The 23,434-nt window shown below is 66.7% G+C and carries 25 protein-coding genes; 13 read left to right on the top strand and 12 right to left on the bottom strand.

Annotated features, from left to right (window positions below; translation table 11 throughout):
• The first annotated feature begins 20 nt into the window (after positions 1 to 20).
• Together recO and ACE3P6_RS01975 are read left to right on the top strand one after the other, a co-directional pair.
• On the top strand, positions 21 to 740 hold the full coding sequence (gene recO, locus ACE3P6_RS01980) for a DNA repair protein RecO (RefSeq protein WP_374391286.1): 720 nt from the start codon (positions 21 to 23) through the stop codon (positions 738 to 740).
• A 62-nt stretch (positions 741 to 802) separates the two neighbouring features.
• Positions 803 to 2,026, top strand: coding sequence for an MFS transporter (locus ACE3P6_RS01975; RefSeq protein ID WP_374391285.1), 1,224 nt, complete (start codon positions 803 to 805; stop codon positions 2,024 to 2,026).
• Here ACE3P6_RS01975 and ACE3P6_RS01970 read toward each other — a convergent pair.
• The 3 genes from ACE3P6_RS01970 to ACE3P6_RS01960 all read right to left on the bottom strand — a co-directional run bounded on the left by ACE3P6_RS01970 (position 2,023) and on the right by ACE3P6_RS01960 (position 5,368).
• Positions 2,023 to 3,033, bottom strand: a complete 1,011-nt coding sequence (locus tag ACE3P6_RS01970) for an SDR family oxidoreductase (RefSeq protein WP_374391284.1) — start codon at positions 3,031 to 3,033, stop codon at positions 2,023 to 2,025. The genes ACE3P6_RS01975 and ACE3P6_RS01970 overlap by 4 nt on opposite strands.
• A 60-nt stretch (positions 3,034 to 3,093) precedes the next feature.
• A complete protein-coding gene (locus tag ACE3P6_RS01965; protein WP_374391283.1) occupies positions 3,094 to 4,755 on the bottom strand; it encodes an acyl-CoA dehydrogenase family protein in 1,662 nt (553 codons plus the stop codon).
• Between the two features lie 112 nt (positions 4,756 to 4,867).
• Positions 4,868 to 5,368, bottom strand: a complete 501-nt coding sequence (locus ACE3P6_RS01960) for a hypothetical protein (protein WP_374391282.1) — start codon at positions 5,366 to 5,368, stop codon at positions 4,868 to 4,870.
• A 96-nt stretch (positions 5,369 to 5,464) separates the two neighbouring features.
• On the opposite strand from ACE3P6_RS01960, the gene ACE3P6_RS01955 reads away from it, so the two are divergent.
• Positions 5,465 to 6,235 (top strand): sulfite exporter TauE/SafE family protein, encoded by a 771-nt coding sequence (locus ACE3P6_RS01955; protein ID WP_374391281.1) that lies wholly within the window; start codon positions 5,465 to 5,467, stop codon positions 6,233 to 6,235.
• 72 nt (positions 6,236 to 6,307) lie between these two features.
• On the opposite strand, the gene ACE3P6_RS01950 is transcribed toward ACE3P6_RS01955, so the two are convergent.
• The gene (locus ACE3P6_RS01950; protein ID WP_374391280.1) at positions 6,308 to 7,906 is read right to left on the bottom strand and encodes a phosphoenolpyruvate carboxykinase; all 1,599 of its coding nucleotides are present in this window, start codon (positions 7,904 to 7,906) and stop codon (positions 6,308 to 6,310) included.
• A 357-nt stretch (positions 7,907 to 8,263) separates the two neighbouring features.
• Here ACE3P6_RS01950 and ACE3P6_RS01945 point away from each other — a divergent pair, with 357 nt between their 5' ends.
• Genes ACE3P6_RS01945 through ACE3P6_RS01910 form a run of 8 tightly spaced genes read left to right on the top strand, consistent with a single transcriptional unit; the run spans position 8,264 to position 13,976 of the window.
• A complete protein-coding gene (locus tag ACE3P6_RS01945; RefSeq protein ID WP_294981577.1) occupies positions 8,264 to 8,965 on the top strand; it encodes a response regulator transcription factor in 702 nt (233 codons plus the stop codon).
• A gap of 12 nt (positions 8,966 to 8,977) precedes the next feature.
• Entirely contained in the window at positions 8,978 to 10,672 is a 1,695-nt protein-coding gene (locus tag ACE3P6_RS01940; protein ID WP_374373978.1) for a sensor histidine kinase, read from the top strand.
• On the top strand, positions 10,669 to 11,097 hold the full coding sequence (locus tag ACE3P6_RS01935; RefSeq protein WP_374391279.1) for an HPr kinase/phosphorylase: 429 nt from the start codon (positions 10,669 to 10,671) through the stop codon (positions 11,095 to 11,097). The genes ACE3P6_RS01940 and ACE3P6_RS01935 overlap by 4 nt, the downstream gene beginning before the upstream one ends.
• Before the next feature lie 17 nt (positions 11,098 to 11,114).
• Positions 11,115 to 12,029: an RNase adapter RapZ gene (gene rapZ, locus ACE3P6_RS01930; RefSeq protein WP_374391278.1), complete on the top strand. Its 915-nt coding sequence runs from the start codon at positions 11,115 to 11,117 to the stop codon at positions 12,027 to 12,029.
• On the top strand, positions 12,026 to 12,421 hold the full coding sequence (locus ACE3P6_RS01925) for a PTS sugar transporter subunit IIA (protein WP_294972464.1): 396 nt from the start codon (positions 12,026 to 12,028) through the stop codon (positions 12,419 to 12,421). The genes rapZ and ACE3P6_RS01925 overlap by 4 nt, the downstream gene beginning before the upstream one ends.
• Positions 12,422 to 12,429: 8 nt before the next feature.
• Complete coding sequence (locus ACE3P6_RS01920; RefSeq protein ID WP_374391277.1) at positions 12,430 to 12,699, top strand: HPr family phosphocarrier protein; 270 nt, start codon at positions 12,430 to 12,432, stop codon at positions 12,697 to 12,699.
• 48 nt (positions 12,700 to 12,747) lie between these two features.
• Positions 12,748 to 13,632 carry a lysophospholipid acyltransferase family protein gene (locus ACE3P6_RS01915; RefSeq protein WP_374391276.1) on the top strand — a complete coding sequence of 295 codons (885 nt, stop codon included), beginning with the start codon at positions 12,748 to 12,750 and terminating at the stop codon, positions 13,630 to 13,632.
• A gap of 35 nt (positions 13,633 to 13,667) precedes the next feature.
• Positions 13,668 to 13,976, top strand: a complete 309-nt coding sequence (locus ACE3P6_RS01910; protein ID WP_374391275.1) for a hypothetical protein — start codon at positions 13,668 to 13,670, stop codon at positions 13,974 to 13,976.
• A gap of 2 nt (positions 13,977 to 13,978) precedes the next feature.
• Here the strand turns inward: ACE3P6_RS01910 and ACE3P6_RS01905 are convergent, their stop codons facing one another.
• Positions 13,979 to 14,854, bottom strand: coding sequence for a 3-hydroxybutyryl-CoA dehydrogenase (locus tag ACE3P6_RS01905; RefSeq protein ID WP_374391317.1), 876 nt, complete (start codon positions 14,852 to 14,854; stop codon positions 13,979 to 13,981).
• A gap of 162 nt (positions 14,855 to 15,016) precedes the next feature.
• On the opposite strand from ACE3P6_RS01905, the gene ACE3P6_RS01900 reads away from it, so the two are divergent.
• Complete coding sequence (locus ACE3P6_RS01900) at positions 15,017 to 15,838, top strand: DUF6473 family protein (RefSeq protein WP_374391274.1); 822 nt, start codon at positions 15,017 to 15,019, stop codon at positions 15,836 to 15,838.
• Between the two features lie 57 nt (positions 15,839 to 15,895).
• Here the strand turns inward: ACE3P6_RS01900 and ACE3P6_RS01895 are convergent, their stop codons facing one another.
• From ACE3P6_RS01895 to ACE3P6_RS01870, 6 genes are all read right to left on the bottom strand, one after another.
• Positions 15,896 to 16,822, bottom strand: coding sequence for an electron transfer flavoprotein subunit alpha/FixB family protein (locus ACE3P6_RS01895; RefSeq protein ID WP_374391273.1), 927 nt, complete (start codon positions 16,820 to 16,822; stop codon positions 15,896 to 15,898).
• A gap of 1 nt (position 16,823) precedes the next feature.
• Complete coding sequence (locus tag ACE3P6_RS01890) at positions 16,824 to 17,585, bottom strand: electron transfer flavoprotein subunit beta/FixA family protein (RefSeq protein WP_374391272.1); 762 nt, start codon at positions 17,583 to 17,585, stop codon at positions 16,824 to 16,826.
• Positions 17,586 to 17,731: 146 nt separating this feature from the next.
• Complete coding sequence (locus tag ACE3P6_RS01885; RefSeq protein WP_374391271.1) at positions 17,732 to 18,304, bottom strand: cob(I)yrinic acid a,c-diamide adenosyltransferase; 573 nt, start codon at positions 18,302 to 18,304, stop codon at positions 17,732 to 17,734.
• Between the two features lie 3 nt (positions 18,305 to 18,307).
• Entirely contained in the window at positions 18,308 to 18,511 is a 204-nt protein-coding gene (locus ACE3P6_RS01880; protein WP_374391270.1) for a twin transmembrane helix small protein, read from the bottom strand.
• Positions 18,512 to 18,615: 104 nt separating this feature from the next.
• Positions 18,616 to 19,446, bottom strand: a complete 831-nt coding sequence (locus ACE3P6_RS01875) for an SDR family oxidoreductase (RefSeq protein ID WP_374391269.1) — start codon at positions 19,444 to 19,446, stop codon at positions 18,616 to 18,618.
• Positions 19,447 to 19,470: 24 nt separating this feature from the next.
• A complete protein-coding gene (locus ACE3P6_RS01870) occupies positions 19,471 to 20,058 on the bottom strand; it encodes an SH3 domain-containing protein (RefSeq protein WP_374391268.1) in 588 nt (195 codons plus the stop codon).
• A 138-nt stretch (positions 20,059 to 20,196) separates the two neighbouring features.
• On the opposite strand from ACE3P6_RS01870, the gene parC reads away from it, so the two are divergent.
• Positions 20,197 to 22,509, top strand: coding sequence for a DNA topoisomerase IV subunit A (gene parC, locus ACE3P6_RS01865; protein WP_374391267.1), 2,313 nt, complete (start codon positions 20,197 to 20,199; stop codon positions 22,507 to 22,509).
• Positions 22,510 to 22,575: 66 nt separating this feature from the next.
• On the opposite strand, the gene ACE3P6_RS01860 is transcribed toward parC, so the two are convergent.
• Positions 22,576 to 23,434, bottom strand: an 859-nt coding sequence (locus ACE3P6_RS01860; protein ID WP_374391266.1) for a cytochrome P450, incomplete at its 5' end; no start/stop codon positions are given.

Below are 23,434 nucleotides of genomic sequence, written 5' to 3'. Positions count from 1 at the left end.
CCGCCAAGGATAGTCCCGGCATGGACTGGCGCGACGAAGGCATCCTTCTGTCCATGCGACCGCATGGCGAGACCTCGGCGATCATCGAGGTCATGACTGCGGCGCATGGGCGGCACATGGGCGTGGTGCGCGGCGGCGCCTCGCGCAGGATGGCGGCGATGTTGCAGCCGGGGACAGGCCTGACGCTGGACTGGCGGGCGCGGCTGGACGAGCATATCGGCAGCTTCACCGTCGAGCCGCTGAAGTCCCGTGCGCATCTCCTGGCGGATCGGCTGGCGCTGGCCGGGTTGATGGCGGTCTGCGCGCTGTTGCACGAGGCCGTGCCGGAGCGCGAGCCGCATCCGGCGCTGTGGCAGCGCACGCTGGGTCTGATGGACGCGATGGGGCTGGAGGGCTGGACGGCCGCCTATCTTCGCTGGGAGCTGTGCCTGCTGGAGGAGATCGGCTTCGGGCTGGACCTGTCGACCTGTGCCGTCACCGGCGCGACCGAGGGGCTGGCCTATGTCAGCCCGAAATCGGGGCGCGCGGTGACGGCAGCGGGGGCGGGGGACTGGGCCGAGCGGCTGATCCCGCTGCCCGAGGGCCTGGGGGACGAGGGGCCGATGGGGCCGGGCGCGGTGCTCATGGGCCTGCGGCTGACCGGTTTCTTCCTTGACCGCGAGCTGCGCCCCGTGCTGCATGACCGGCCCCTGCCCGAAGCGCGATCACGGCTGGTCGACCTGATCGCGCGCTCCGTCTGAAACGACGGATGATGTCGCGCCTGTGACAGACGGAACCCCGGTGCCGCCCTTCAAGTGACGGCATGGCCAACCGTTACATTCCGCTGGCGCTGCGCTACAGCCCGACCCCGCGCATCGAGCATTTCGCCCTTCTCTCCGGTCTTGAAGCGGCGGTGCGCGGCACGCTGATCTCGGCGATGCCGCTGGCGGTCTATGCCGCCTTGCAGGATGCGCAGTCGACCTCCTTCGTCTATTTCCTGGCCGGGATCGTCGCCCTGGTCTGGGGGTTGATGGTGCCCTGGGCCACCCGCTTCATCCCGCGCCGCTGGGCCTATACCGGGGGCTGCGTGCTGTATCTCTGCGGGATGTCGCTGGCGATCCTGGGGACCTGGTGGTCGGTGCCGATGTCCTTGGCCTGCAACGCGATGGCGACGGCGACGACCTTCGTCTGCCTGAACGCCTATGTGCTGGACTATGTCGACCGGGCGAACCTGGGGAAAAGCCAGTCGACGCAGATGGTCTATGCCGCGGCGCCCTGGGCCATCGGGCCGATGACCGGGGTCTGGCTGCATGACCAGTGGCCCCCGGCGCCGTTCTTCCTGGCCGGGGTCTTCGCGCTGGCGCTCCTGGTCACCTTCTGGGTGCTGCGGCTGGGCAATGGCAAGCAGATCCAGCGCGCCAGGCGCCCGGCGGTGAACCCGGTCGGCTACCTTGGCCGCTTCTTCCGCCAGCCAAGGCTGATCGCGGGCTGGATGTTCGCGGTGATGCGGTCCTGCGGCTGGTGGGTCTATGTCGTCTACCTGCCGATCTTCTGCATCGAGGCGGGTTTGGGCGACAAGGTCGGCGGCATCGCGCTGTCGATCACCAACGCGCTTCTGTTCGCGGCCCCCGCGATCAACCGGCTGGCCCGCAGGCTGTCGGTGCGCCGGTCCGTGCGCTTTGCCTTCGGGGTTTGCGGGACGCTGTTCCTCTCCGCCGGCCTGCTCTCGGTGCTGCCCTGGGCGACGGTGGCGCTGACGATGGCGGCTTCGGTCTTCCTGGTCATGCTGGACGTGGTGGGCGGGCTGCCCTTCCTTATGTCGGTGAAGCCCTCGGAGCGGACCGAGATGTCGGCGGTCTATTCCAGCTTCCGCGATGTCTCGTCGATCCTGACGCCGGGGGCGGCCTGGCTGGTGCTGTGGGTGGCGCCCTTGCCGGGGATCTTCGTCGCGGCGGGGGCGGGGCTGCTGGCCTCCTGGGCGGTGGCCGGGCGGCTGCATCCACGTCTGGGCGCGGCGCGGCCTTCGCGCGGGGGCGTGCCGGCCTAGGCCCAGATCCTGCCGTGCTTGACCAGCCAGTCGGCCGAGGCGAGGAGTGCTGCCTTGGGGGCGATGAACTCCATCCCCATTTCCTTCACGGCGCGGGCGTTCGAGACGCGTTCCAGATGGCCAAGCTTGGGCAGGATGGTGCGGATTGCCGGGTCGAACAAGGCAAGCGCGCGCACCAGGATCTGCGGTGCCTCGCGGGTGGGGATGCGGCGGGTGGGGTAGGCGGCCTTGAGCGTGCGGCCCATGTCGACATAGGCCATTGTTCCCGACGCGGCCAGATAGCGCCGCCCGGCGGTCTCGGGCCGTTGCAGGGCGCGCAGGTGCATTTCGGCCACGTCGCGGACATCGACGACGGGAAGCCCGGTCGGGGGCATCATCGGGTCCCGGCCTTTCAGGATGCGTTCCACCACCGACAGCGACGTTCCGTAGTGTTCGTCCAGCGGCGGGCCGAAGACCAGGCCGGGATTGACCGTGGTCAGCTTCAACCCGCGCGCCTTGGCGATCTCCCAGGCGGCGCGTTCGGCGAGGGTCTTCGACTTGGCGTAGGGCGTGGTCGTGGGCAGATGCACGTCGCACCAGTCGGCTTCGTCCTGCAGGGTGTCGGGCTTGGCCTCGTTCAGGACAGCGGCGGTGGAGGAGGTGAGGACCACACGGCTGACCCCGGCGGCGGCGGCGGCTTTCAGCACGCGCTCGGTGCCCTCGACGGCGGGGCGGATCACGGCGGCGGGGTCCTTCGGCTGCGCGCCGGGAAAGGGCGAGGCGGTGTGGACAAGCGCCGTGACGCCCCGGAAGGCATCGGCCCAGCCCGCGTCGGATTCGAGATCGGCCTGGACGAAGCTCAACTCGCCCGCATGTTCGGTCAGGTAGGGGGCCAGGGCGGCGCGCACCTCATCGGCGCGATCCAGGCGGCGAAGGGTGCCGCGCACCGCGTAGCCTGCGTTCAGAAGCTTCAGCGCAACATGTTTCGCGATGAACCCGGAAACGCCGGTCAGCAGCACCAATTCCATGCCCGCCCCCTGAAATGCACTGGCTCCAGCATTAGGGGCCGCCGGGCGCAAATCAAGCGGTCACTCCAGCAGGCGGCGGGCGATCACCTGCGCCTGGATTTCGGCGGCGCCTTCGAAGATGTTCAGGATGCGCGCGTCGCAGAGGATGCGGCTGATCCGGTATTCCAGCGCGAAGCCGTTGCCGCCGTGGATCTGCAACGCATTGTCTGCGGCTCCCCAGGCGACGCGGGCGCCGAGGAGCTTGGCCATCCCGGCCTCCAGGTCGCAGCGCTGGCCGTGGTCCTTCTGCCAGGCGGAGAAATAGGTCAGCTGGCGGGCGATCATGATCTCGACCGCCATCATCGCCAGCTTGCCCGCGATGCGGGGGAATTCGATCAGGCTCTTGCCGAACTGCTTGCGGTCCTCGGCATATTGCATCCCGGTCTCCAGCGCAGCCTGTGCCACGCCGATGGCGCGCGCGCCGGTCTGGATGCGGGCGCTCTCGAAGGTCTGCATCAACTGTTTGAAGCCCTGCCCCTCGACGCCGCCCAGGAGGTTCTCGCCCTTCACCGCGAAATCGTCGAAGTTGACGGTGTATTCCTTCATGCCGCGGTAGCCGAGCACCTCGATCTCGCCGCCCGACAGGCCGGGGTCGACGAAGGGGGTCTCATCGGTGCCGGGGGTCTTTTCCGCCAGGAACATGCTGAGGCCGCGATAATCGGTGGTGCCTTCGACCGACCGCGCGAGGACGGTCATCACATGAGTTCGCGCGGCATGGGTGATCCAGGTCTTGTTGCCGGTGATCTCCCAGTCGTCACCCTGCTTCCGCGCCTTGGTGCGCAAGGAGCCGAGGTCAGAGCCGGTGTTCGGTTCGGTGAAGACGGCGGTGGGCAGGATCGCGCCCGAGGCGAGGCCGGGGAGCCATTTCGCCTTCTGCTCGTCGGTGCCGCCGCAGAGAATGAGTTCCGCCGCGATTTCCGAGCGGGTGCCGAGCGAGCCGACGCCGATATAGCCGCGCGAGAGTTCTTCCGAGACGACGACCATCGAGGCTTTCGACAACCCGAAGCCGCCGTAGGCTTCCGGGATGGTCAGGCCGAAGACGCCCATTTCGGCCAGTTCGGTGATCACCTCCATCGGGATCAGCTGATCCTTCAGGTGCCAGTCATGCGCGCGGGGGATGACCTTTTCGTCGGCATAGCGGCGGAACTGGTCGCGGATCATCTCCAATTCGGCGTCGAGGCCCGTGGCCCCGAAGGTCGCCCGCCCGTGGTTGTCGCGCATCAGCGCCACGAGGGCCGCACGCGCCTCGGGCGTGTTGCCCTGCGAGATCAGCTTGGCCGCCGCCGGGCCGGGTTGCCAGGTAAGTCCTAGGTCGGAGAGGCGCGCGAATTCGGTCTGGCTCATCGGGATGCCGCCGGCGATCTGGGTCAGGTATTCCCCCGACCCGATCTGCAGGATCAGCGCCTCCATCGTGCCGAACTGGCCTGCCTCCGCCAGCCGCCCGGCCCAGGCGTTCAGCTGGCGCAGCGCTTCGACGTAGGTTGCCAGCCATGACAGCGAATGCGCCTGGAACTGCCGCGCTTCCAGCGCCTGGTTCGACACTTTGCCGCCGGTCGAGACCTGCGCCTTCAGCCCGTCGCGGGCCTGTCCGAACAAAGCCTCGACCTCGGGCAAGGCGGTGGAAGTCAGGGCCTGAAGCTCGGGAAGGATCACGGTTTTGGTCATGGCCTGTCCGTCTGGCATGGGTCGTCTCCGGCGGGATTCTGCACCTGCGAAGGACTAGCGCCTTCGCGGTTGCAGCGCAACAAGATTTCACTGATGCAGCGCCACGCGACTGAAAGTGTCGCGACCGATTTCAGGAAATCGCACCGCAGGCGTTCACGATTTCCGGCAGGGCGGCGGCGGGGACGACCTCGAACTCGGCGGCGTAAAGCTTGGTCTCGCCCTCCCAGGCTTCGAAGCGCCAGAGGCCGTGGATCAGCTCGTCCTCGCGGTCGAAGCGGAAGAAGGCGAACTGTTCGCCGGTATCGGAGAAGCCGGACTCCCAGGTTTCGGGCGTGGCAGAGCCGGGGCGATAGACGCGCATCTCGCCTGTGGCGAAGACGCCGGGGACCATCTGCGACTTGACCCCGAAGGCCAGCCCGATGGCGGCGGGGACGACCTGCCGGTCGGGCCAGTGAAAGTCGATCTTACCCTCGGGCACATGGATCCAGCCGGAAATCGTGCCGGGCGCGGGGCGCTGGTCCATCGCCTGCAAGGCGCAGAAGACGCCGACCTTGAGTGTTGCGACCAGCGGGCCGGGGGTGGGTGGCGCGGGGTCGGCGGCGGCCATGCCGGTCGCCAGGGCGAAGATCATGGCCAGTCGGGTCAGGGCCGGTCGCATTCGATTTCTGCCAGTCGATGCTTTTCCTGTCGCACCGATTGCGCCACAATGGTTCGGAAAGGGCAAGTCATGTTTGATCTGGTCAGCGGAGGGTTGTCGGGGCAGGCGTTCCTTGCGGCGCTGGCGGTGACGCTGTTCGCGGGCTTCGTGAAGGGCGCGGTCGGCTTCGCCATGCCGATGATCTTGGTCTCGGCCTTCGCGGTCTTCCTGCCGCAGCATCTGGCGCTGGCCGGGCTGATCCTGCCGACGCTGGTCACCAACCTGAGCCAGGCGTTCCGGCAGGGAGTGGGACCGGCGCGGGAGACCTCGCTCACCTACCGCCGCTTCCTGATCGCGACGGTGGTGGGTATCGTCATCTCCGCCCCCTTCGCCGATGCGATCCCGCGCGTGGTCTATCTGTTGATGCTGGGCCTGCCGATCACCCTCTTCGCGGGCCTGCAACTGATGGGGCAGAGCCTGGCGATCCACCTTGACCACCGCGACCGGGCGGAATGGGCGCTGGGGGCGGTCGGGGGGCTGTATGGCGGGGTGTCGGGCATCTGGGGGCCGCCTCTGCTGGTGTTCCTCCTGTCGACCGGGGCCGACAAGGGGCAGATGATCCGCGCGCAGGGGGTGGTGTTCCTGATCGGGGCGGCGACGCTGCTGGCGGCGCATCTGGGCACCGGGCTGCTGAACGCCGCGACGCTGGGCTTTTCGGCGGCGCTCAGCCTGCCCGCACTGGCGGGGCTGTTCGTCGGCTACCGGGTGCAGGACCGGCTGGATCAGCTCCGCTTCCGCCGCTGGACGCAGGGGTTGCTGGTGGTGACGGGCCTGAACATGGTGCGGCTGGCGCTTCTCTGACCGCTCGTCGTGCGCTTCGCTTCTCCTCGCCGGGGGACCGAGAAGAAGCCGAAGGCGCACGACGAGGGCGTGTCAGCCGATGGCCGCCGCTTTCACATCGGCGTCGATATGCGGCACATACTGCGCGAAGTTCTTCTGGAACATGCCGATCAGCTTCGCCGCTTGCGCGTCATAAGCCGCCGGATCGGCCCAGGTGCGGCGCGGGTCGAGGAGGGCAGCGTCGACGCCGGGCACCGAAACCGGAACCTCGAAGCCGAAGTTCGGGTCCTTGCGGAAGCTCGCATTCGCCAGGGAGCCGTCCAGCGCGGCGGCCAGCAGTGCGCGGGTCGCCTTGATCGGCATCCGCTTGCCGGTGCCATAGGCCCCGCCGGTCCAGCCGGTGTTCACCAGCCAGCAGGAAGCGCCGTGTTTGGCGATCTTGGCCTGCAACAGCTTGCCGTAGACCTCGGGGCGGCGCGGCATGAAGGGGGCGCCGAAACAGGTGGAGAAGGTGGGCTGCGGCTCGGTGATGCCGCGTTCCGTCCCGGCGGCCTTGGAGGTGAAGCCGGAGAGGAAGTGATACATCGCTTGCGCGGGCGACAGCCGCGCGATGGGGGGAAGGACGCCGAAAGCGTCGCAGGTCAGCATCACCACATGGCGGGGATGGCCGCCCAGGCCGGTGGGGCTGGCGTTCGAAATGGCCTCAAGCGGATAGGCGCAGCGGGTGTTTTCGGTCAGGCTGCGGTTGGAAAAGTCCAGTTCCAGCGTTTCGGGGTCGTAGACCATGTTTTCCACCACGGTGCCGAAGCGGTGGGTGGTGGCATAGATCTCGGGCTCGGCCTCGGGCGACAGGTCGATGGTCTTGGCGTAGCAGCCGCCCTCGAAGTTGAAGATGCCGCGGTCGGACCAGCCATGCTCGTCATCGCCGATCAGCGTGCGGTCGGGCGAGGCGGAGAGCGTGGTCTTGCCGGTGCCGGACAGGCCGAAGAAGACGGCGGCGTCGACCGGGTTGCCGACGGCATGGTTGGCCGAGCAATGCATCGCCATCACGCCCTTGGCGGGCAGCAGGTAGTTCAGGATGGTGAAGACGGTCTTCTTGTTTTCGCCCGCATAGGCGGTGTTGGCGATCAGCACGGTCTTCTCGTCGAAGTTCAGCGCGATCACCGTGTCGGTGCGGCAGCCGTGGCGCGCCGGGTCCGCCTTGAACGACGGGCAGTTGATGATCGTCCATTCCGGGGTGAAGCCGTCCAGCTCGGCCCGGTCGGGGCGGCGGAGGAGATGGCGGATGAAAAGCCCGTGCCAGGCGAGTTCCGTCACCACCCGCACGTCCAGCCGGTGGATCGGGTCGGCCCCGGCGTAGAGGTCCTGCACGAAAAGCTCGCGCCCCTTCACATGCTCCAGCATGTCGGCCTTGAGGCGGGCATAGGCGTCGGGCGACAGGGCGGCGTTGTTTTCCCACCAGATCGTGTCTTCCGTCGTCGCGGTGCGGACCACGAACTTGTCCTTGGGCGAGCGGCCGGTGAACTTGCCCGTCTCGCAGAGGAAGGCGCCGCCAAGACCCAGGCGACCCTCGCCGCGGGAAATCGCGGCCTCGACCAGCGCGGACTCGGCATAGTTGTAGTGGGCGACCGCCACACCCGTGATGCCTTGCGTCTCCAGCGTCTGATTGGGGTTCACGCGTCCTTGGATCATCCTGCAAGCTCCTGCTGCCACATGGGTGATGCGGCGGTTCCAAAAGATCGGCACCCGGGCCAATGAATGCCGTGACAAGCCCTTGTGGGGGCGGGCCATAATGGGCCTATAGCATGGGATTTTCGCACGAGAATAGCGTGATTTCAAACAGTTAGCGCAATCATTCCGGCGTTAGCGCCACCAGACCCGGGCAATGGCCGAATGCGACCGGAATTGTTGTCGGGATTGGCGAAATTGCCACCCTTCCGGCCCTTGTTTCGGGGGTGATTCGATTTTGTGTTGATTATCCGCCCCCAACGCCTGAAAATGAACGCAAAATAACGATAAGGCAGCAGCAGTTCTTAGGGAGGCACGCAGATGTCCCGCATCGCCCTCGTCGACGATGACAGGAATATCCTGACCTCGGTCGCGATGACGCTTGAGGCCGAAGGCTTCGAGGTCGAAACCTATAACGACGGCCAGTCTGCGTTCGAGGCGTTCAGCCGCCGGATGCCGGACATGGCTGTCCTCGACATCAAGATGCCGCGGATGGACGGGATGGACCTGCTGCAGCGGATGCGGCAGAAGACCTCGATCCCGGTGATCTTCCTGACCTCGAAGGACGACGAGATCGACGAGGTGCTGGGCCTGCGCATGGGGGCGGACGACTACGTCAAGAAGCCCTTCAGCCAGCGCCTGCTGGTCGAACGCATCCGCGCGCTGCTGCGTCGGCAGGAGGCGATCAACACCGGCGAGGCGGCGGCCACCGAGGAAACCCGGATGATGGAACGCGGCGCGCTCAGGATGGACCCGCTGCGCCATTCCGTGACCTGGAAGGGGAAAGAGGTCGCGCTGACGGTGACCGAATTCCTGCTGTTGCAGGCCTTGGCGCAGCGGCCCGGCTTCGTGAAGTCGCGCGATCAGCTGATGGACGTGGCCTATGACGACCAGGTCTATGTCGACGACCGCACCATCGACAGCCACATCAAGCGGCTGCGCAAGAAGATGCGGACGGTCGATGACACCTTCTCGGCGATCGAGACGCTTTACGGTATCGGCTACCGCTACAACGAAGAGTGACGGCCGCAAGACATGTCCTCGGCCCCCCGGATTTCCCCCAATGACATCAGGCCCAAGCGGTCGGGTGACGTTCTTCTGGGCGAGGACTGGGTATCCCCCGACGCCACTGTCGAGCGGCTGAAGGAAGGCCGGGGCGGGCGCAGCATCGTCGGGCTGAACCGCTCGCCGCTGGCGCGGAAGATCATCGTCTTCAACCTGACGGCGCTGGTCCTGCTGGCGGTTGGGGTTCTGTTCATGAACCCGTTCCGGGACAGCCTGGCGCTGCAACGGCAATTGGGCATGGTCCGGCAGGCGGAATTGATCGCCTCGGTCTATGAGGCGCATCTGCGCAGCGGAAATCTCGGTTTCGACTTCCGCACGCCGTTGCAGGACATCGAACTTGACCCGGTGCTGGAGGTCTTCGTGTTCGACCCGACCGGCGAGCTTCTGGCCTCGCGCGTGGGGCAGGGGACGGGGACGCTGGTGACCAACCCGGACCAGCCGACGATCCTGACCGATTTCCTGGAAGGGGTCTGGAACGTGGTGACGGTGCTGTTCCGGCAAAGCCGCGCCGAGCGGACCGCCACCATCGACCCGGCGGACAATGCGCGCGCGGCTTTCGAAGGTGCGCGCGGCGGCGACGTGGTGACCCGCGTCACCCGCAACGGTGAGGGCAGCATCTACTTTACCGTCGCGACCCCCATCGACGTTGCCGGAGACATGGTCGGCGTGGTCGCTATCACCTCGAACAGCCAGGAGATCGACCGGCTGGTCCGCTACGAGCGCGAGCAGATCCTGCAGATGTTCCTCTTGGCCGTGGTGCTGTCGATCAGCCTCAGCCTGATGCTGGCCTCGACCATCTCGAACCCGCTGTCCGACCTTGCCGCCGCCGCCGAAGTGGGCCGTGACCGGGATTCCCGTCGGGTGGCCCCCTCCCGTGTCCGTATCCCCGACCTTGCGGCGCGACCGGACGAAATCGGGCGGCTGTCGGTCGCCATGCGGGGCATGGTTTCCGCGCTGTATGACCGGATCGACGCCAACGAACAGTTCGCCGCCGACGTGGCGCATGAGATCAAGAACCCGCTGGCCAGCTTGCGGTCGGCGGTCGGATCGCTGCGCTTCGTGAAGAAGGACGAACACCGCGACAAGCTTCTGGACGTGATCGAACACGACGTCCGCCGCCTGGACCGGCTGGTCAGCGACATCTCCAACGCCTCGCGGCTGGATTCGGAGCTGGTGAAGGAGGAGGAAGAGGAGTTCAACCTTCTCAAGACCCTGTCGAACCTCTGCCAGTATCTGTCGCAGCAGGCGGGCGAGAAGGGGGTGGATTTCATCATCGACCTGCCCTCCGACACGATCAGCATCCACGGGCTGGAGGCACGGCTGGCGCAGGTCTTCGTGAACCTCGTCACCAACGCGATTTCCTTCTGCGAAGAGGGCGATGCCGTCCGCGTCTGGGCACGGCGGCGCGAGAACCGGGTGCTGATCGTGGTGGAAGATACCGGGCCGGGCATCCCGGAACAGGCGCTGACCAAGGTCTTCAAGCGGTTCTATTCGGAACGTCCGCAGGCGGAGTTCGGCAAGCATTCGGGCCTTGGCCTCGCCATTTCCAAGCAGATCGTGGAAGCGCATGGCGGGGTGATCTGGGCCGAGAACATCCGCCCGACCGCAGCCGACCCGGCCTCGGACCCGCTGGGCGCTCGCTTCGTCGTCGGCCTGCCGGTGTGACCGCGGTCGGCGAGACACTGCACGCCACCACGGTTGCCATCGACGGAGGCGGGCTGCTGATCCTCGGGCCGTCCGGCGCGGGCAAGTCGTCGCTGGCCCTGCGTCTCGTGTCGCTGGGGGCCGCGCTGGTTTCCGATGACCGGACCCGGCTGACGGTCGTCGGCGGCGAACTTCGGGCCACCTGCCCGAACCCGGACCTGCAGGGGCTGATCGAGGTGCGCGGGGTCGGGGTCCTGCGGGCGCCCGCTTTGCCAAGTGCCGTGATCCGGCTGGTCGCCGACCTTGGCCAGCCGGAGCCCGACCGCCTGCCGCCCCGACGCACGGTCACAATCCTGGGAGTTGCGCTTCCCCTTGTGCTGCACCCGCAGAATGACCATCTTCCCGACGCGCTGATGCTCTATCTTCGCCACGGACGGCAGGCATGACAGCGCCGGACCCCCAGATGACACCCGACACCGCACACGACCACCGCCTCGTCTTCGTCACCGGCCCCTCGGGCGCCGGGCGGACGACGGCGATCCGGGTGCTGGAGGACCTGGGCTATGAAGGCATCGACAACATCCCCCTGTCGCTGGTTCCCCGCCTGGTCGAAGGCGCGCCGCTGGGCCGCCCCATCGCGCTGGGGCTGGACGTGCGCAACCGCGACTTCAACGCCACCGCGCTCATCGAATTGATCGACAGCCTCACCCGCGACCCGCGCGTCGACCTTGAGGTGCTGTATCTCGACTGCGCCCCCGGCGTGCTGATCCAGCGCTATTCGGAAACCCGCCGCCGCCACCCGCTGGCCCCGAACGAGACCCCCGCGCAGGGCATCGAGCGCGAGATCGACCTGCTCGCCCCGATCCGGGTCCGCGCCGACCACCTGATCGACACCACCGAACTGACCCAGCACGACCTGAAGGCGGACTTGGCGGCGATCTTCGACATCACGCTCTCGGGGCGGCTTTCCGTCTCGGTCCAGTCCTTCAGCTACAAGCGTGGCACTCCGCGCGGGATGGACATGATCTTCGACTGCCGGTTCCTGGCGAATCCCCATTGGCAACCGGCCCTGCGGGCGCTGGACGGGCGCGATCCGGATGTCGTCGCCTTCGTCCGCGCCGACCCGCGCTTCGACGAATTCTTCCGGCGGGTGAGCGAGCTTCTCGTCTTTCTCCTTCCGGCCCATCTGGAGGAAGGCAAGGCCCATCTCGCCATCGGCTTTGGCTGCACCGGCGGGCAACACAGGTCGGTGGCCGTTGCGGAAATGGTCGGTAAGGCGCTTGCAGAGGCAGGCTGGCCGGTGTCAAAACGTCACCGGGAACTGGAACGCAAGGCTGCCACGCAGCAGCCGGACGCAACGAAGGTGGCAGGCGCTTGATCGGTATCGTGATCGTGGCACATGGCGGTCTGGCGCGGGAATACCTCTCGGCGGTCGAGCATGTGGTGGGGCGACAGGACGGAGTCCGCGCGATTTCCATCGAGGATGACCACGACCGTTCCGCCAAGCAGGCCGAGATCTGCGCCGCTGCCGATGCCGTCGATACCGGGCAGGGCGTGGTGCTGGTGACGGACATGTTCGGCGGCTCGCCGTCCAACCTGTCGCTGCCCGCCTGCGCCACCTCGGGCCGCCGTATCCTCTATGGCGCGAACCTGCCGATGCTGATCAAGCTTGCCAAGTCGCGCGATCTTGCCGTACCCGAGGCGGTGGCCGCCGCGCTGGACGCAGGCCGCAAGTACATCAACAGTCTTGACCTGGGAGGCGGGGCTTGAGGGACGAGATGACCAGCCGCACCTTCCGCATCGTCAACGAAAAGGGCCTGCACGCCCGGGCCAGCGCCAAGTTCGTCGAGGTGGTCGAGGCGCATGAAGCCCGCGCCACCGTCGCCAAGGACGGGATGGAAGTGTCGGGCGATTCGATCATGGGTCTTCTGATGCTGGGCGCCTCTCGGGGCACGACGATTGACGTGACGTGCTCTGGCGAGGATGCGGAGAAACTCGCCGATGCGCTGGAGGCCCTTGTTGCGGCGCGCTTCGGAGAGGACTATTGAGGCGGATGCCCTGACTCGTTCCGGGCACCTGCCGGGGATAGCCGTTTCGTGACCGACCACAGCCAGATCGCCACCGAGACGCCGACGTCTGCGGCCGGTCCGGCTGACCGCCAGTATGACATGCGGCGGCTTTCCTATGCCGGAACCTTCAAGAACCCCTGGAAGGCCGGGACGATCCGCGCGCTGGAATGGCTGACCGCCAAGCTGCGCCTTCTCAGCCTGATCCGCAGCTTCGAGAAATCCGGCGCCCCGCATGGTGCGCCCTTCTGGCCCAAGGCGATCCGCCACATGGGCATCCGCATCGACACCCCGCCGGAAGAGATTGCGCGCATCCCGGCGACCGGCCCGCTGGTCGTGGTGTCGAACCACCCTTCGGGGCTGGTCGACGGGATGGTGCTGGCCGAGATGATCAACCGTGTGCGGTCGGACTTCAAGATCCTGACCCGCTCGCTTCTCACCGGTATCCCCGAGGTCGAGGAGTTCATGATCCCCGTCCCCTTCCCACACGAGGACAACGCCCGCGAGCTTGGCCTGCAGATGCGGGACGAGACGATGGCGCATCTGAAGGCCGGGGGGGTGATCATCCTGTTCCCGGCGGGCAAGGTCGCGATGTCCGAAGGCTGGTGGGGCCCGGCGGTGGAAGGCGAATGGAACGTCTTCACCCACAAGATCGTGCGGTCCACCGGGGCGACGATCCTGCCGGTGTTCTTCCCCGGCCAGAACAGCCGGATGTTCCAGATCGCCAACCAGCTGAGCGACACACTGCGGCAGGGGTTGCTGCTCTACGAGATCAAGCGCTGCCTGTTCCGGCCCACGCGGCCCGTGATCGGGGAGCCGATCCCGGCGGAGGAGCTGAAGAACTGGGAGGGCAACCCGAGGGGGTTCCTGGCCTGGCTCAGGGAACATACGCTGGGGTTGAAGGACCGGGCGTAGTGTTGGTGCCAAGCAGCGCGCGAGACCATGTGATCATGATCAATCATGACGATGACATTCCAGAGCGTGACTTGATCTCGCTCCGCCTCCAGCAGATGACCTCAGAATCCATCCGTCTGCACCGCAGGATGCTTGAACTTGCGGAGCGAGACTACGGCCTTGTCTCAGGCGTAACTCGCGTTCGCGAAGGCGATATGGTGGGGACATTTGCCTGGGTGTTGAATTACCAAGCGCCCGGTCCTCCCTGGATCAGGGTGAGCTTGGACGCGGAGACCGAAGGCGGTCGCCAGCGAGGCGTAAACTTCTATGGCGCTTGGGAAAAAGTACCTTCCGGCAAAGGCTGAATCTACCGCGTCGGCACCGGCACTTCCCCGCGATAATCATAGAACCCCCGCTGCGTCTTCCGCCCCAGCCACCCGGCCTCGACATATTTCGTCAACAGCGGACAAGGCCGGTACTTGGTATCCGCCAGCCCCTCGTGCAGCACGTTCATGATGGCAAGGCAGGTATCCAGCCCGATGAAATCCGCCAGCTCCAGCGGCCCCATCGGGTGGTTGGCCCCAAGCTTCAGCGACTCGTCGATCGACTTCACCGAGCCCACGCCCTCGTACAGCGTATAGACCGCCTCGTTGATCATCGGCATCAGGATGCGGTTGACGATGAAGGCCGGGAAATCCTCGGCTGAGGCGGCGGTCTTGCCGAGCTTGCGGACCACCTCGTGCAGCGCTTCCCAGGTCGCCTCGTCGGTGGCGATGCCCCGGATCAGCTCCACCAGCTGCATCACCGGCACCGGGTTCATGAAGTGGAAGCCCATGAACTTTTCCGGCCGGTCGGTGCGCGAGGCGAGGCGGGTGATCGAGATCGAAGAGGTGTTCGAGGTCAGGATCGTCGTGGGCTTCAGATGCGGCAGCAGGTCCTCGAAGATCGCCTGCTTCACCGTCTCGCGCTCGGTCGCGGCCTCGATGATCAGGTCGCACTGCCCAAGGTCGGCAAGCTTCAGCGTCGTCTTGATCCGCTCCAGCGCGGCGCGCTTGTCGGCAGGCAGCACCTTCCCGCGCGAGACCTGGCGTTCGATGTTCTTCTCGATGGTGGCAAGCGCCTTTTCCAGCCCTTCGGCGGAAATGTCGTTCAGAAGAACGTCATAGCCCGCCAGCGCGAAGACATGGGCGATGCCGTTGCCCATCTGCCCGGCGCCGACAATGCCCACCAGCTCGATCCCCATTGCGAAATCCTCCATCTGTCGCCCCCGGTTATGCCCGGCTGGCCCCCCCGGCGCAAGGCACGGGGGGAAATGCCTAGACCTTTAGCCAACCGCCCGATTTTAGCCATTCGGCAACCCATTTCGGCCAGGCTTTGCCTTGGGTAGACTGCAATCGGGTGTGTGATGCTGATGCTGGATGCGGGCGCGGGGGCGCCTGACTATGTGCCATGCCGGTACGGCGCGTCGAAATCGCTGTTCCGGGGGCCGGAGTGCGACCTTTCACGGCCTTACGTCGCCATGCTGGGCGGCTCGGCGACCTTCGGCAAATATGTCGACCGGCCCTATCCGGCGCTGGTGGAACAGGCGCTGGGGCGGCAGGTGGTGAATCTCGGCGGGCTGAACGCCGGGCCCGATTTCTATCTCTCCGATCCGGGCCTTCTGGAGATTGCTGCAGGCGCAAGGTCCGCTGTGGTGCAGATCACCGGAGCCGAGGCGCTGTCGAACCCGTTCTACTCCGTCCACAGCCGCCGGAACGACCGTTTCCTTGCCGCCACACCCGCCCTGCGCGCGCTGTTCCCGCAGGTGGATTTCGCCGAGATCCACTTCACCCGTCACCTGTTGCAGGTGCTACAGCGCAGCGATGCGGCGGTGTTCGTGCAGGTCGTGCAGGGGCTGAAGCAGAACTGGCTGGCGAAGATGCGGCAGTTGCTGGCGGCGCTGCCGGTGCGGCGGCTGCTGCTCTGGATGGGGGATGCGGCGGTGCCGGACCGGGCCGAGGGGTTGGACCGCGTGCCCTTGTTCATCGACCGGGCGATGATCGATGCGCTGCGCTTCGAGGTTTCGGCCACGGTCCTGGCGGTGCCCAGCCCGCGTGCCCGGGCGATGGCGCCGTTCGACATGACCTACCCCGAGACCGAGGCGGCGCAAGCCGCCTGCCTGCCCGGCGCCGCCGTCCATGCCGAGGTGGCCGATCGCCTGGCCCCGGTGTTGCGCGGCCTGATGTGAAAAGGGCCGCCCGACGGCGGCCCCCGATCCCGTAGGGTGCGCTACAGCGCGCTGCGCTTACAGCTTCTCGATCAGCTCCGGCACGGCGGTGAAAAGGTCCGCGACCAGGCCATAGTCGGCAACCTGGAAGATCGGCGCCTCTTCGTCCTTGTTGATCGCGACGATGACCTTCGAATCCTTCATCCCGGCGAGATGCTGGATCGCGCCCGAGATGCCGACGGCGACATAAAGGTCCGGCGCCACGACCTTGCCGGTCTGCCCGACCTGCCAGTCGTTCGGCGCATAGCCCGAGTCCACCGCAGCCCGCGAGGCACCGACGGCGGCGTTCAGCTTGTCCGCCAGCTTCTCGATCAGCGCGAAGTCGGCCTGGCTACCCACGCCACGACCGCCCGAAACGACGATCCCGGCCGAGGTGAGCTCGGGACGATCCGAGGACGCCACCTTGTCCTCGACCCAGGCCGAAAGCCCGCCATCGACCGAAGCCGAAACCTTCTCGACCGGGGCCGAGCCGCCCTTGCCCGCCGCGTCAAAGGTCGCGGTGCGGATGGTCATCACCTTCTTCGCGTCCGACGACTTCACCGTCTGGATCGCGTTCCCGGCATAGATCGGGCGCTCGAAGGTGGACCCGTCAACCACGCCCAGCACTTCCGAGATCACCATCACGTCGAGCAGCGCCGCAGCGCGCGGCAGCACCGACTTCGACAGCGCGCCCGAAGGGGCAACGATGTGCTCGTAGTCCCCGGCCAGCGACACCACCAGCGCGGCGGTGGGTTCGGACATCCCGTGGCAATAGGCGTGGTCGTCAGCGAAAAGGACCTTCGTGACCCCGGCCAGCGTCGCCGCTTCCGCCGCCGCCGCGTCGCCGCCCTGACCGGCAACCAGAACCGTCACCGGGCCCAGCGATTTCACTGCAGTCAGGGTCTTCGCCACCTGGTCGGTCGCCAGTTTGCCGTCGACCACATCCGCCAGAAGAAGAACGGCCATCTCAGAGCACCCCCGCTTCGTCTTTCAGTTTCGCAATCAGCTCGTCGACCGAACCGACCCGGACCCCGGCCTTGCGGCCCGCAGGCTCGACGGTCTTGACGACCGACAGGCGGGGCGCAACGTCGACGCCATAATCGGCGGGCGTCTTCGTCGCCAGCGGCTTGGCCTTGGCCTTCATGATGTTCGGCAAGGACGCATAGCGCGGCTCGTTCAGGCGCAGGTCGACGGTGATGATCGTCGGCATCTTGACGGTGATCGTCTGCAAGCCGCCGTCCACTTCCCGCGTCACCTTGGCCTTGTCGCCCTCGATCGCCACTTCCGAGGCGAAGGTGCCCTGCGACCAGCCGAGCAATGCCGCCAGCATCTGCCCGGTCGCGTTCATGTCGTTGTCGATCGCCTGCTTGCCGCAAAGAACGAGGCCCGGCTGTTCTTCCTTGACGACCGCAGCCAGCAGCTTCGCCACCGCCAAAGGCTCGATGTCGGTATGCACGTCCGCAGCCGCCTCGATCAGGATCGCCCGGTCGGCGCCCATCGCCAGCGCGTTGCGCAGCGTTTCCTGCGCCTGCTTGACGCCGATGGAGACGACGACCACCTCGGTCGCCACGCCCTTCTCCTTCAGCCGGATCGCCTCTTCCACCGCGATCTCGTCGAAGGGGTTCATGCTCATCTTGACGTTCGCGAGGTCAACCCCCGACCCGTCCGCCTTGACGCGCACTTTCACGTTGTAGTCGATCACCCGCTTGACCGGGACCAGAACCTTCATGGGCCGCACTCCTCATCCGACGCAGGCCGACGCCCGCACAAGCTCTCGCCCGCCTGTTACCGGAAGGCAGCCGGTCGGAACAGAGCAAATGCGACAGGTTTCCGCGACCCGACGCCGCGTTTTGATCGTCAGCGCCGATCAGCCGTTCAGCGCGTCAGGCCGGGGACCCAGAGCACGTCATCCTTGCCGTCATCGTTGGCGATGCGACCGGCGACGAAGAACCAGTCGCTGAGGCGGTTCAGATAGCGCACCGCGTCCGGGTTCACGTCCTCTTCCACCGCCAGTTCCACCACCAGCCGCTCGGCCCGGCGGCAGACCGTCCGGCACAGGTGCAGCTGCGCGGCCAGCACCGACCCGCCCGGCAGGATGAAGCTTCGGAGCGGCGTCAGCCGGTCGTTCATCACGTCGATCTCGCGTTCCAGCCGGGTGACCTGACCCTCGATCATCCGCAGGGCCGGATAGTCCCGTGTCGCGTCCAGATGCCGGTCCGGCGTGCAGAGGTCCGCGCCGAGATCGAAGAGATCGTTCGAGATCCGCTTCAACGCCTCGCCCATCTCGCCGCCCGCGTGCAGCCGCGCCAGCCCCACCGTCGCGTTGGTCTCGTCCACCGTGCCATAGGCCGAAACCCGGGGCGAATGCTTCGCGACCCGCGTGCCGTTGCCCAGAGCGGTCTGCCCCGCGTCGCCGGTCCGGGTGTAGATCTTCGACAGGACGACCATGACCTACCCTCTCGACCGCAGCCAGGCGAAGGCGACGATCAGCACCACCGCCACGAACTGTACCCCGAGCCGCCAGCGCATGATCTTGTTGGCATTGCGTCTGTTGAACTCGCCCCCCTTGGCGAAGGTGCCGATGCCGAACAGCAGGATTGCCAGCACCACCAGGCAGGCGATGGTCGCAAAGGCGAACAGCGGATCGGAAAACATCGGCGTACTCCCTTTGCCCTTGATCTAGGCGCGCGCGGGCGGAAAGCGAAGTCAATTCTCACCGACACTGGCCATCTAAAATTTTTCGCGAAAAATTTTAGACCTCACCCCTTGGCGATCAGCCAGTCCAACGCCCGGGTCGGCAGGACCCTGCGCAGGAATCCCATCGCGTAGGTCGGCGTCGTCACATAATAGCGCGCCCTGGGCCGCCGGTCCTCCAGCGCGCGAACCAGCTTCGCCGTCACCGCCTCGGGCCCCAGCTCGAAGGTGTCCTTCTTCACCTTCTTGTCATAAAGCCGTCCGCGCAGACTGACATACTGCTCGCGCCGCGCCGAGTTTTCCCAGTCGATCCAGCGTTCGAAATGCGGCACCGCATTCTCGCGGATTCGCGTGGCGATCGGCCCTGGCTCGATCAGGATCACCGCGATCCCGGTTCCCTTCATCTCGATCCGCAGGACATCGGTCAGCCCCTCCATCGCGAACTTGGTCGCGACATAGGCCCCGCGCCAGGTCATGCCCACCAGCCCCAAGACCGAGGAGCAGTTGACGATCCGCCCGTGGCCCTGCGCCCGCATCAGCGGAATCACCCGGCGGGTCAGGTCGTGATAGCCGAAGAGATTGGTCTCGAAGATTTCCCGCAAGGCGCCGCGCGGCAGGTCCTCGACCGCGCCGGGGCAGGCGAAGGCGCCGTTGTTGTAAAGCGCGTCAAGCGTGCCACCCGTCCGCGCCACCACTTCCGCCACCGCAGCGGCGATGCTGACCTCGTCGGCATAGTCCAGCCGGAAGCTTTCCAGCCCTTCCGCCCGCAGCCTTTCGCAATCCGCCTCCTGCCGGCAGGTCGCGAAGACCCGCCAGCCGCGCGCCTTCATCCCCCGGGCGGCATCAAGCCCGATGCCCGAGGAGCATCCGGTGATCAGGATCGAACGTTCGGTCATCAAGGCCCCCGGGCGACAGGCCCGTCAGGGGGCCTCGGCGCTCAGGTAGCGCAACGCGACGAAGCCTTCCACCCCGTCGCCCTGGATCACGATCCGCGCCCAGTCGGCATCGACGGCCTGGACCATCAGCGTCGCCTCGCCGCTCGCCAGCCGCCCGACAATCTCGGCGTCGGTCGAGGGTTCGGCGCGGACGTTGACGGAACTCGCGTTGACGTACCAGATCGTCCCCTGGCCGCCGTCCGGCACTTCGGGCGTCACGGCTGTGGATTCGGCAGCGGGTACTGCCTCATTCCCGACCGAGGCCAGCGAGAAGATCGGCTCCGGCACTTCCGTCACGACAGTGCGGGCGGGTTCGACATAGGGCTCCGGCTCGGCTTCCGCGACAGTGGTTTCCTGCGCGACCGGCGCCGCAGCCTCGACGACAGGCGCAGGCGGTTCCACAGCGGCGACGGCCTCGGTCACCATCGGCTCCGAATCATCCGCCACCGCACCCGCATGCGCTGCCTTCGCCGCCGCTTCCGCCAGGCCGGGGCGCAATTGCCCGCGATCGACGCCTGCAATCATCAGGGCGGCATACATGCCGATACACAGAATCAAGGTCATACGCAGCATGATGGTCCGTTCCTATACTGCGCCGGTCTTAGCACAGGGCCGGTGGGCGAGTGGAAGAAAAATCCACAACCCTGACGTTGGTTCCCTTGACCGCGATGCCATCTGGACCGGCGGCATGGTTTTGCCTACACCACATCCATGAGTGTCGAAGACGACGAGCCCAAGATCGAGGGGCCGGAAGGCCTGACCACCTCCGAACCGCTCTCCCGCGCCATCGGCGAGCGGTATCTGACCTATGCGCTGTCCACGATCATGCACCGCGCCCTGCCGGATGCGCGCGACGGGTTGAAGCCGGTCCACCGGCGAATCCTCTGGGCGATGCGGCGGCTGCGGCTGACGCCGACCGGGGGATTCCTGAAATCGGCCAAGATCAGCGGCGACACGATGGGGGATTTCCACCCCCACGGCGACCAGGCGATCTATGACGCGATGGCGCGGCTCGCGCAGGATTTCAACATGCGCTACCCGCTGGTCGACGGGCAGGGCAACTTCGGCAACATCGACGGCGACAACCCGGCGGCCTCCCGCTACACCGAGGCCCGCGTCACCCACGCCGCCGAGGCGCTGATGGAGGGCATCGACGAGACCGCCGTCGACTTCCGCCCGAACTACGATGGCCGCCTTGAGGAGCCCGTCGTCCTGCCCGCGGCCTTCCCGAACCTTCTCGCCAACGGCTCCAGCGGCATCGCGGTCGGCATGGCGACGAACATCCCGCCGCACAACCTGGATGAGCTGATCGACGGTTGCCAGGCGCTGCTTGCCGATCCGGACCTTACCGACGAGGCGCTGGTCGCCCTGATCCCCGGCCCGGATTTCCCGACCGGCGGGGTTATCGTGGAGCCGCGTGACTCGATCCTTGAGGCCTACAAGGCAGGCCGCGGCGCCTTCCGCCTGCGCGCCAAGTGGCAGGTTGAGGACCTCGGCCGCGGCACCTGGCAGATCGTCGTCACCGAGATCCCCTTCCAGGTGCAGAAGTCGAAGCTGATCGAGAAGCTGGCCGAGCTTATCCAGATCAAGAAGGTGCCGCTTCTGGCCGACGTCCGCGACGAATCCGCCGAGGATATCCGGCTGATCCTGGAACCCCGGGCGCGGACGGTTGAGCCCGATGTCCTGATGGGCAGCCTGTTCAAGAACTCCGACCTTGAAGTGCGGTTCTCACTGAACATGAACGTGCTGATCGACGGCAAGGTGCCGAAGGTCTGCTCGCTGAAGGAAGTGCTGCGCGCCTTCCTCGACCACCGCCGCGACGTGCTGCGGCGGCGGTCCCTGCACCGGATCGAGAAGATCGACGCAAGGCTGGAGGTGCTGGAAGGCCTGCTCATCGCCTTCCTGAACCTCGACCGCGTGATTGACATTATCCGATACGACGACGACCCCAAGGCCGCGCTGATGGCCGAGGACTGGTCGAAATCGCACATCCGCGCCACGTCGGAAAAGGATTACCGCCCCCCGACCACGACCGATGGCGAGCTGACCGAGGTCCAGGCCGAGGCCATCCTCAACATGCGGCTGCGCAGTCTGCGGCGGCTGGAGGAGATGGAGCTGAACGCCGAGCGCGACGCCTTGATGAAGGAACGGTCCGACCTCGCCGACCTGCTGGACAGCGAGCGCCGCCAGTGGAAGCGGATCGGGAAGGAGCTGGACGAAGTTCGCAAGCTCTACGGCAAGGGCACCGCATTGGGTGCCCGCCGCACCCAGTTCGCCGACGCGACCGAGATCGAGGACATCCCCTACGAGGCGATGATCGACCGCGAGCCGATCACCGTGATCTGCTCGAAGATGGGCTGGATCAGGGCGATGAAAGGCCATGTCGATCTTGGCCAGGAACAGAAGTTCAAGGACGGCGACGGCCCCCGCTTCGCCTTCCATGCCGAGACCACCGACAAGATCCTGCTGGTGGCAGAGAATGGCCGCTTCTTCACCCTCCTTGGCGCTAACCTCCCCGGAGGCCGCGGCATGGGAGAGCCGGTGCGCCTGATGGTCGACCTGCCGAACGACACCGGGATCACCGATCTGATCATCTACCGGCCCGGACAGAAATTCCTGCTTGCCTCCAGCGCAGGCGACGGGTTCATCGTGCCGTCGGAAGAGCTGCTGGCCCAGACCAAGGCCGGGAAAGCTGTCCTGACGACGCGCGACGGCGTTAAGACCGCCGTCTGCACCCCCGTCAGCGGCGACAGCATCGCGGTGGTGGGCGACAACCGGAAAATGCTGGTTTTTTCATTGTCCGAACTGCCGGAAATGGCCAAGGGCAAGGGCGTGAGGTTGCAGAAGTACAAGGACGGCGGGTTGTCCGACGCGATCACCTTCACGAAGGCCGAGGGCCTGTCCTGGAAGGACCCCGCCGGTCGCACCCGCACCGAAACCGACCTCCTCGAATGGACCGGCGCCCGCGCCAGCGCGGGCAAGATGGCCCCACGCGGCTTCCCGCGGGACAACCGGTTCACCTGAAGGACCGCTCGTCGCTCCTCGCAACTCGCGCCTCCCCGAGGAGAAGCCGAAGGCGCACGACGAGGTTCAGGCGCGCTCCACCCTCAGCCAGACCCCGCCCTGCGGCCGCAGCGTCAGGATCATCACCGGCTTCGGCTCCTTCCCCGGAATGGCTGAGAACCGGAACCGCGCCAGAAGGGTGGCCAGGATGATCACCGCCTCCTGCAGGGCGAAGGACGCGCCGATGCAGACGCGCGGGCCATCGCCGAAGGGCAGGTACTGGAACCGGGGGACCGTCTTCGGATCGGCGAACCTGTCAGGCCGGAAGGCGTCCGGCTCCTCCCAGAGCAGCCGGTGCCGGTGCAGCGCATAGATCGGCAGGATCACCGTGTCACCGGGGCGGACTTCGCGGTCACACAGGGTATCCGCCGCCATCGCGGTGCGGGAGAGGAACGCCGCCGGGGGATACATCCGCAACGCCTCGTCCACGATCCGCCGCACCAGCGGCAGGGCGGGCAGGTCCGCCACCGTCGCCGCCCGGTCGCCCAGCACCCCCGCCGCTTCCTCCCGCGCCGCCGCCTGCACGGCAGGGTCGAAGGCGCAGAGATACAAAGCCCAACTCAAGGTCAGCGCTGTCGTCTCATGCCCCGCGACGATGAAGGTCAGGAGGTTGTCGCGCAGTTCCGCCGTCGTCATCCGCCGCCCGCTCTCCGGGTCCGAGCCCGCCATCAACAGGTCCAGCAAATCCGGCGGCGCCTTCGCCCCCTCGGCCTTCCGCGCCTCGATGGCCCGGTCCGCCAGCCGCTTCGTCGCGCGCATCGCCGACCCGGTGAACAGCCGGTTCGGTCGCGGCACCCAGGGCGGCACCCCCATGATGTCCAGCAGCGACACCTTCGCCGTCGCGCCGATATACTGCTCGATGGCCTGATGCACCGCCCCCCGGTCG

It is taken from the genome of Tabrizicola sp., from assembly GCF_041911175.1.
GTDB lineage: Bacteria > Pseudomonadota > Alphaproteobacteria > Rhodobacterales > Rhodobacteraceae > Tabrizicola.
Note: the sequence above shows the minus strand (reverse complement) of the source record. Positions and strands in the feature narration are given on the sequence as shown.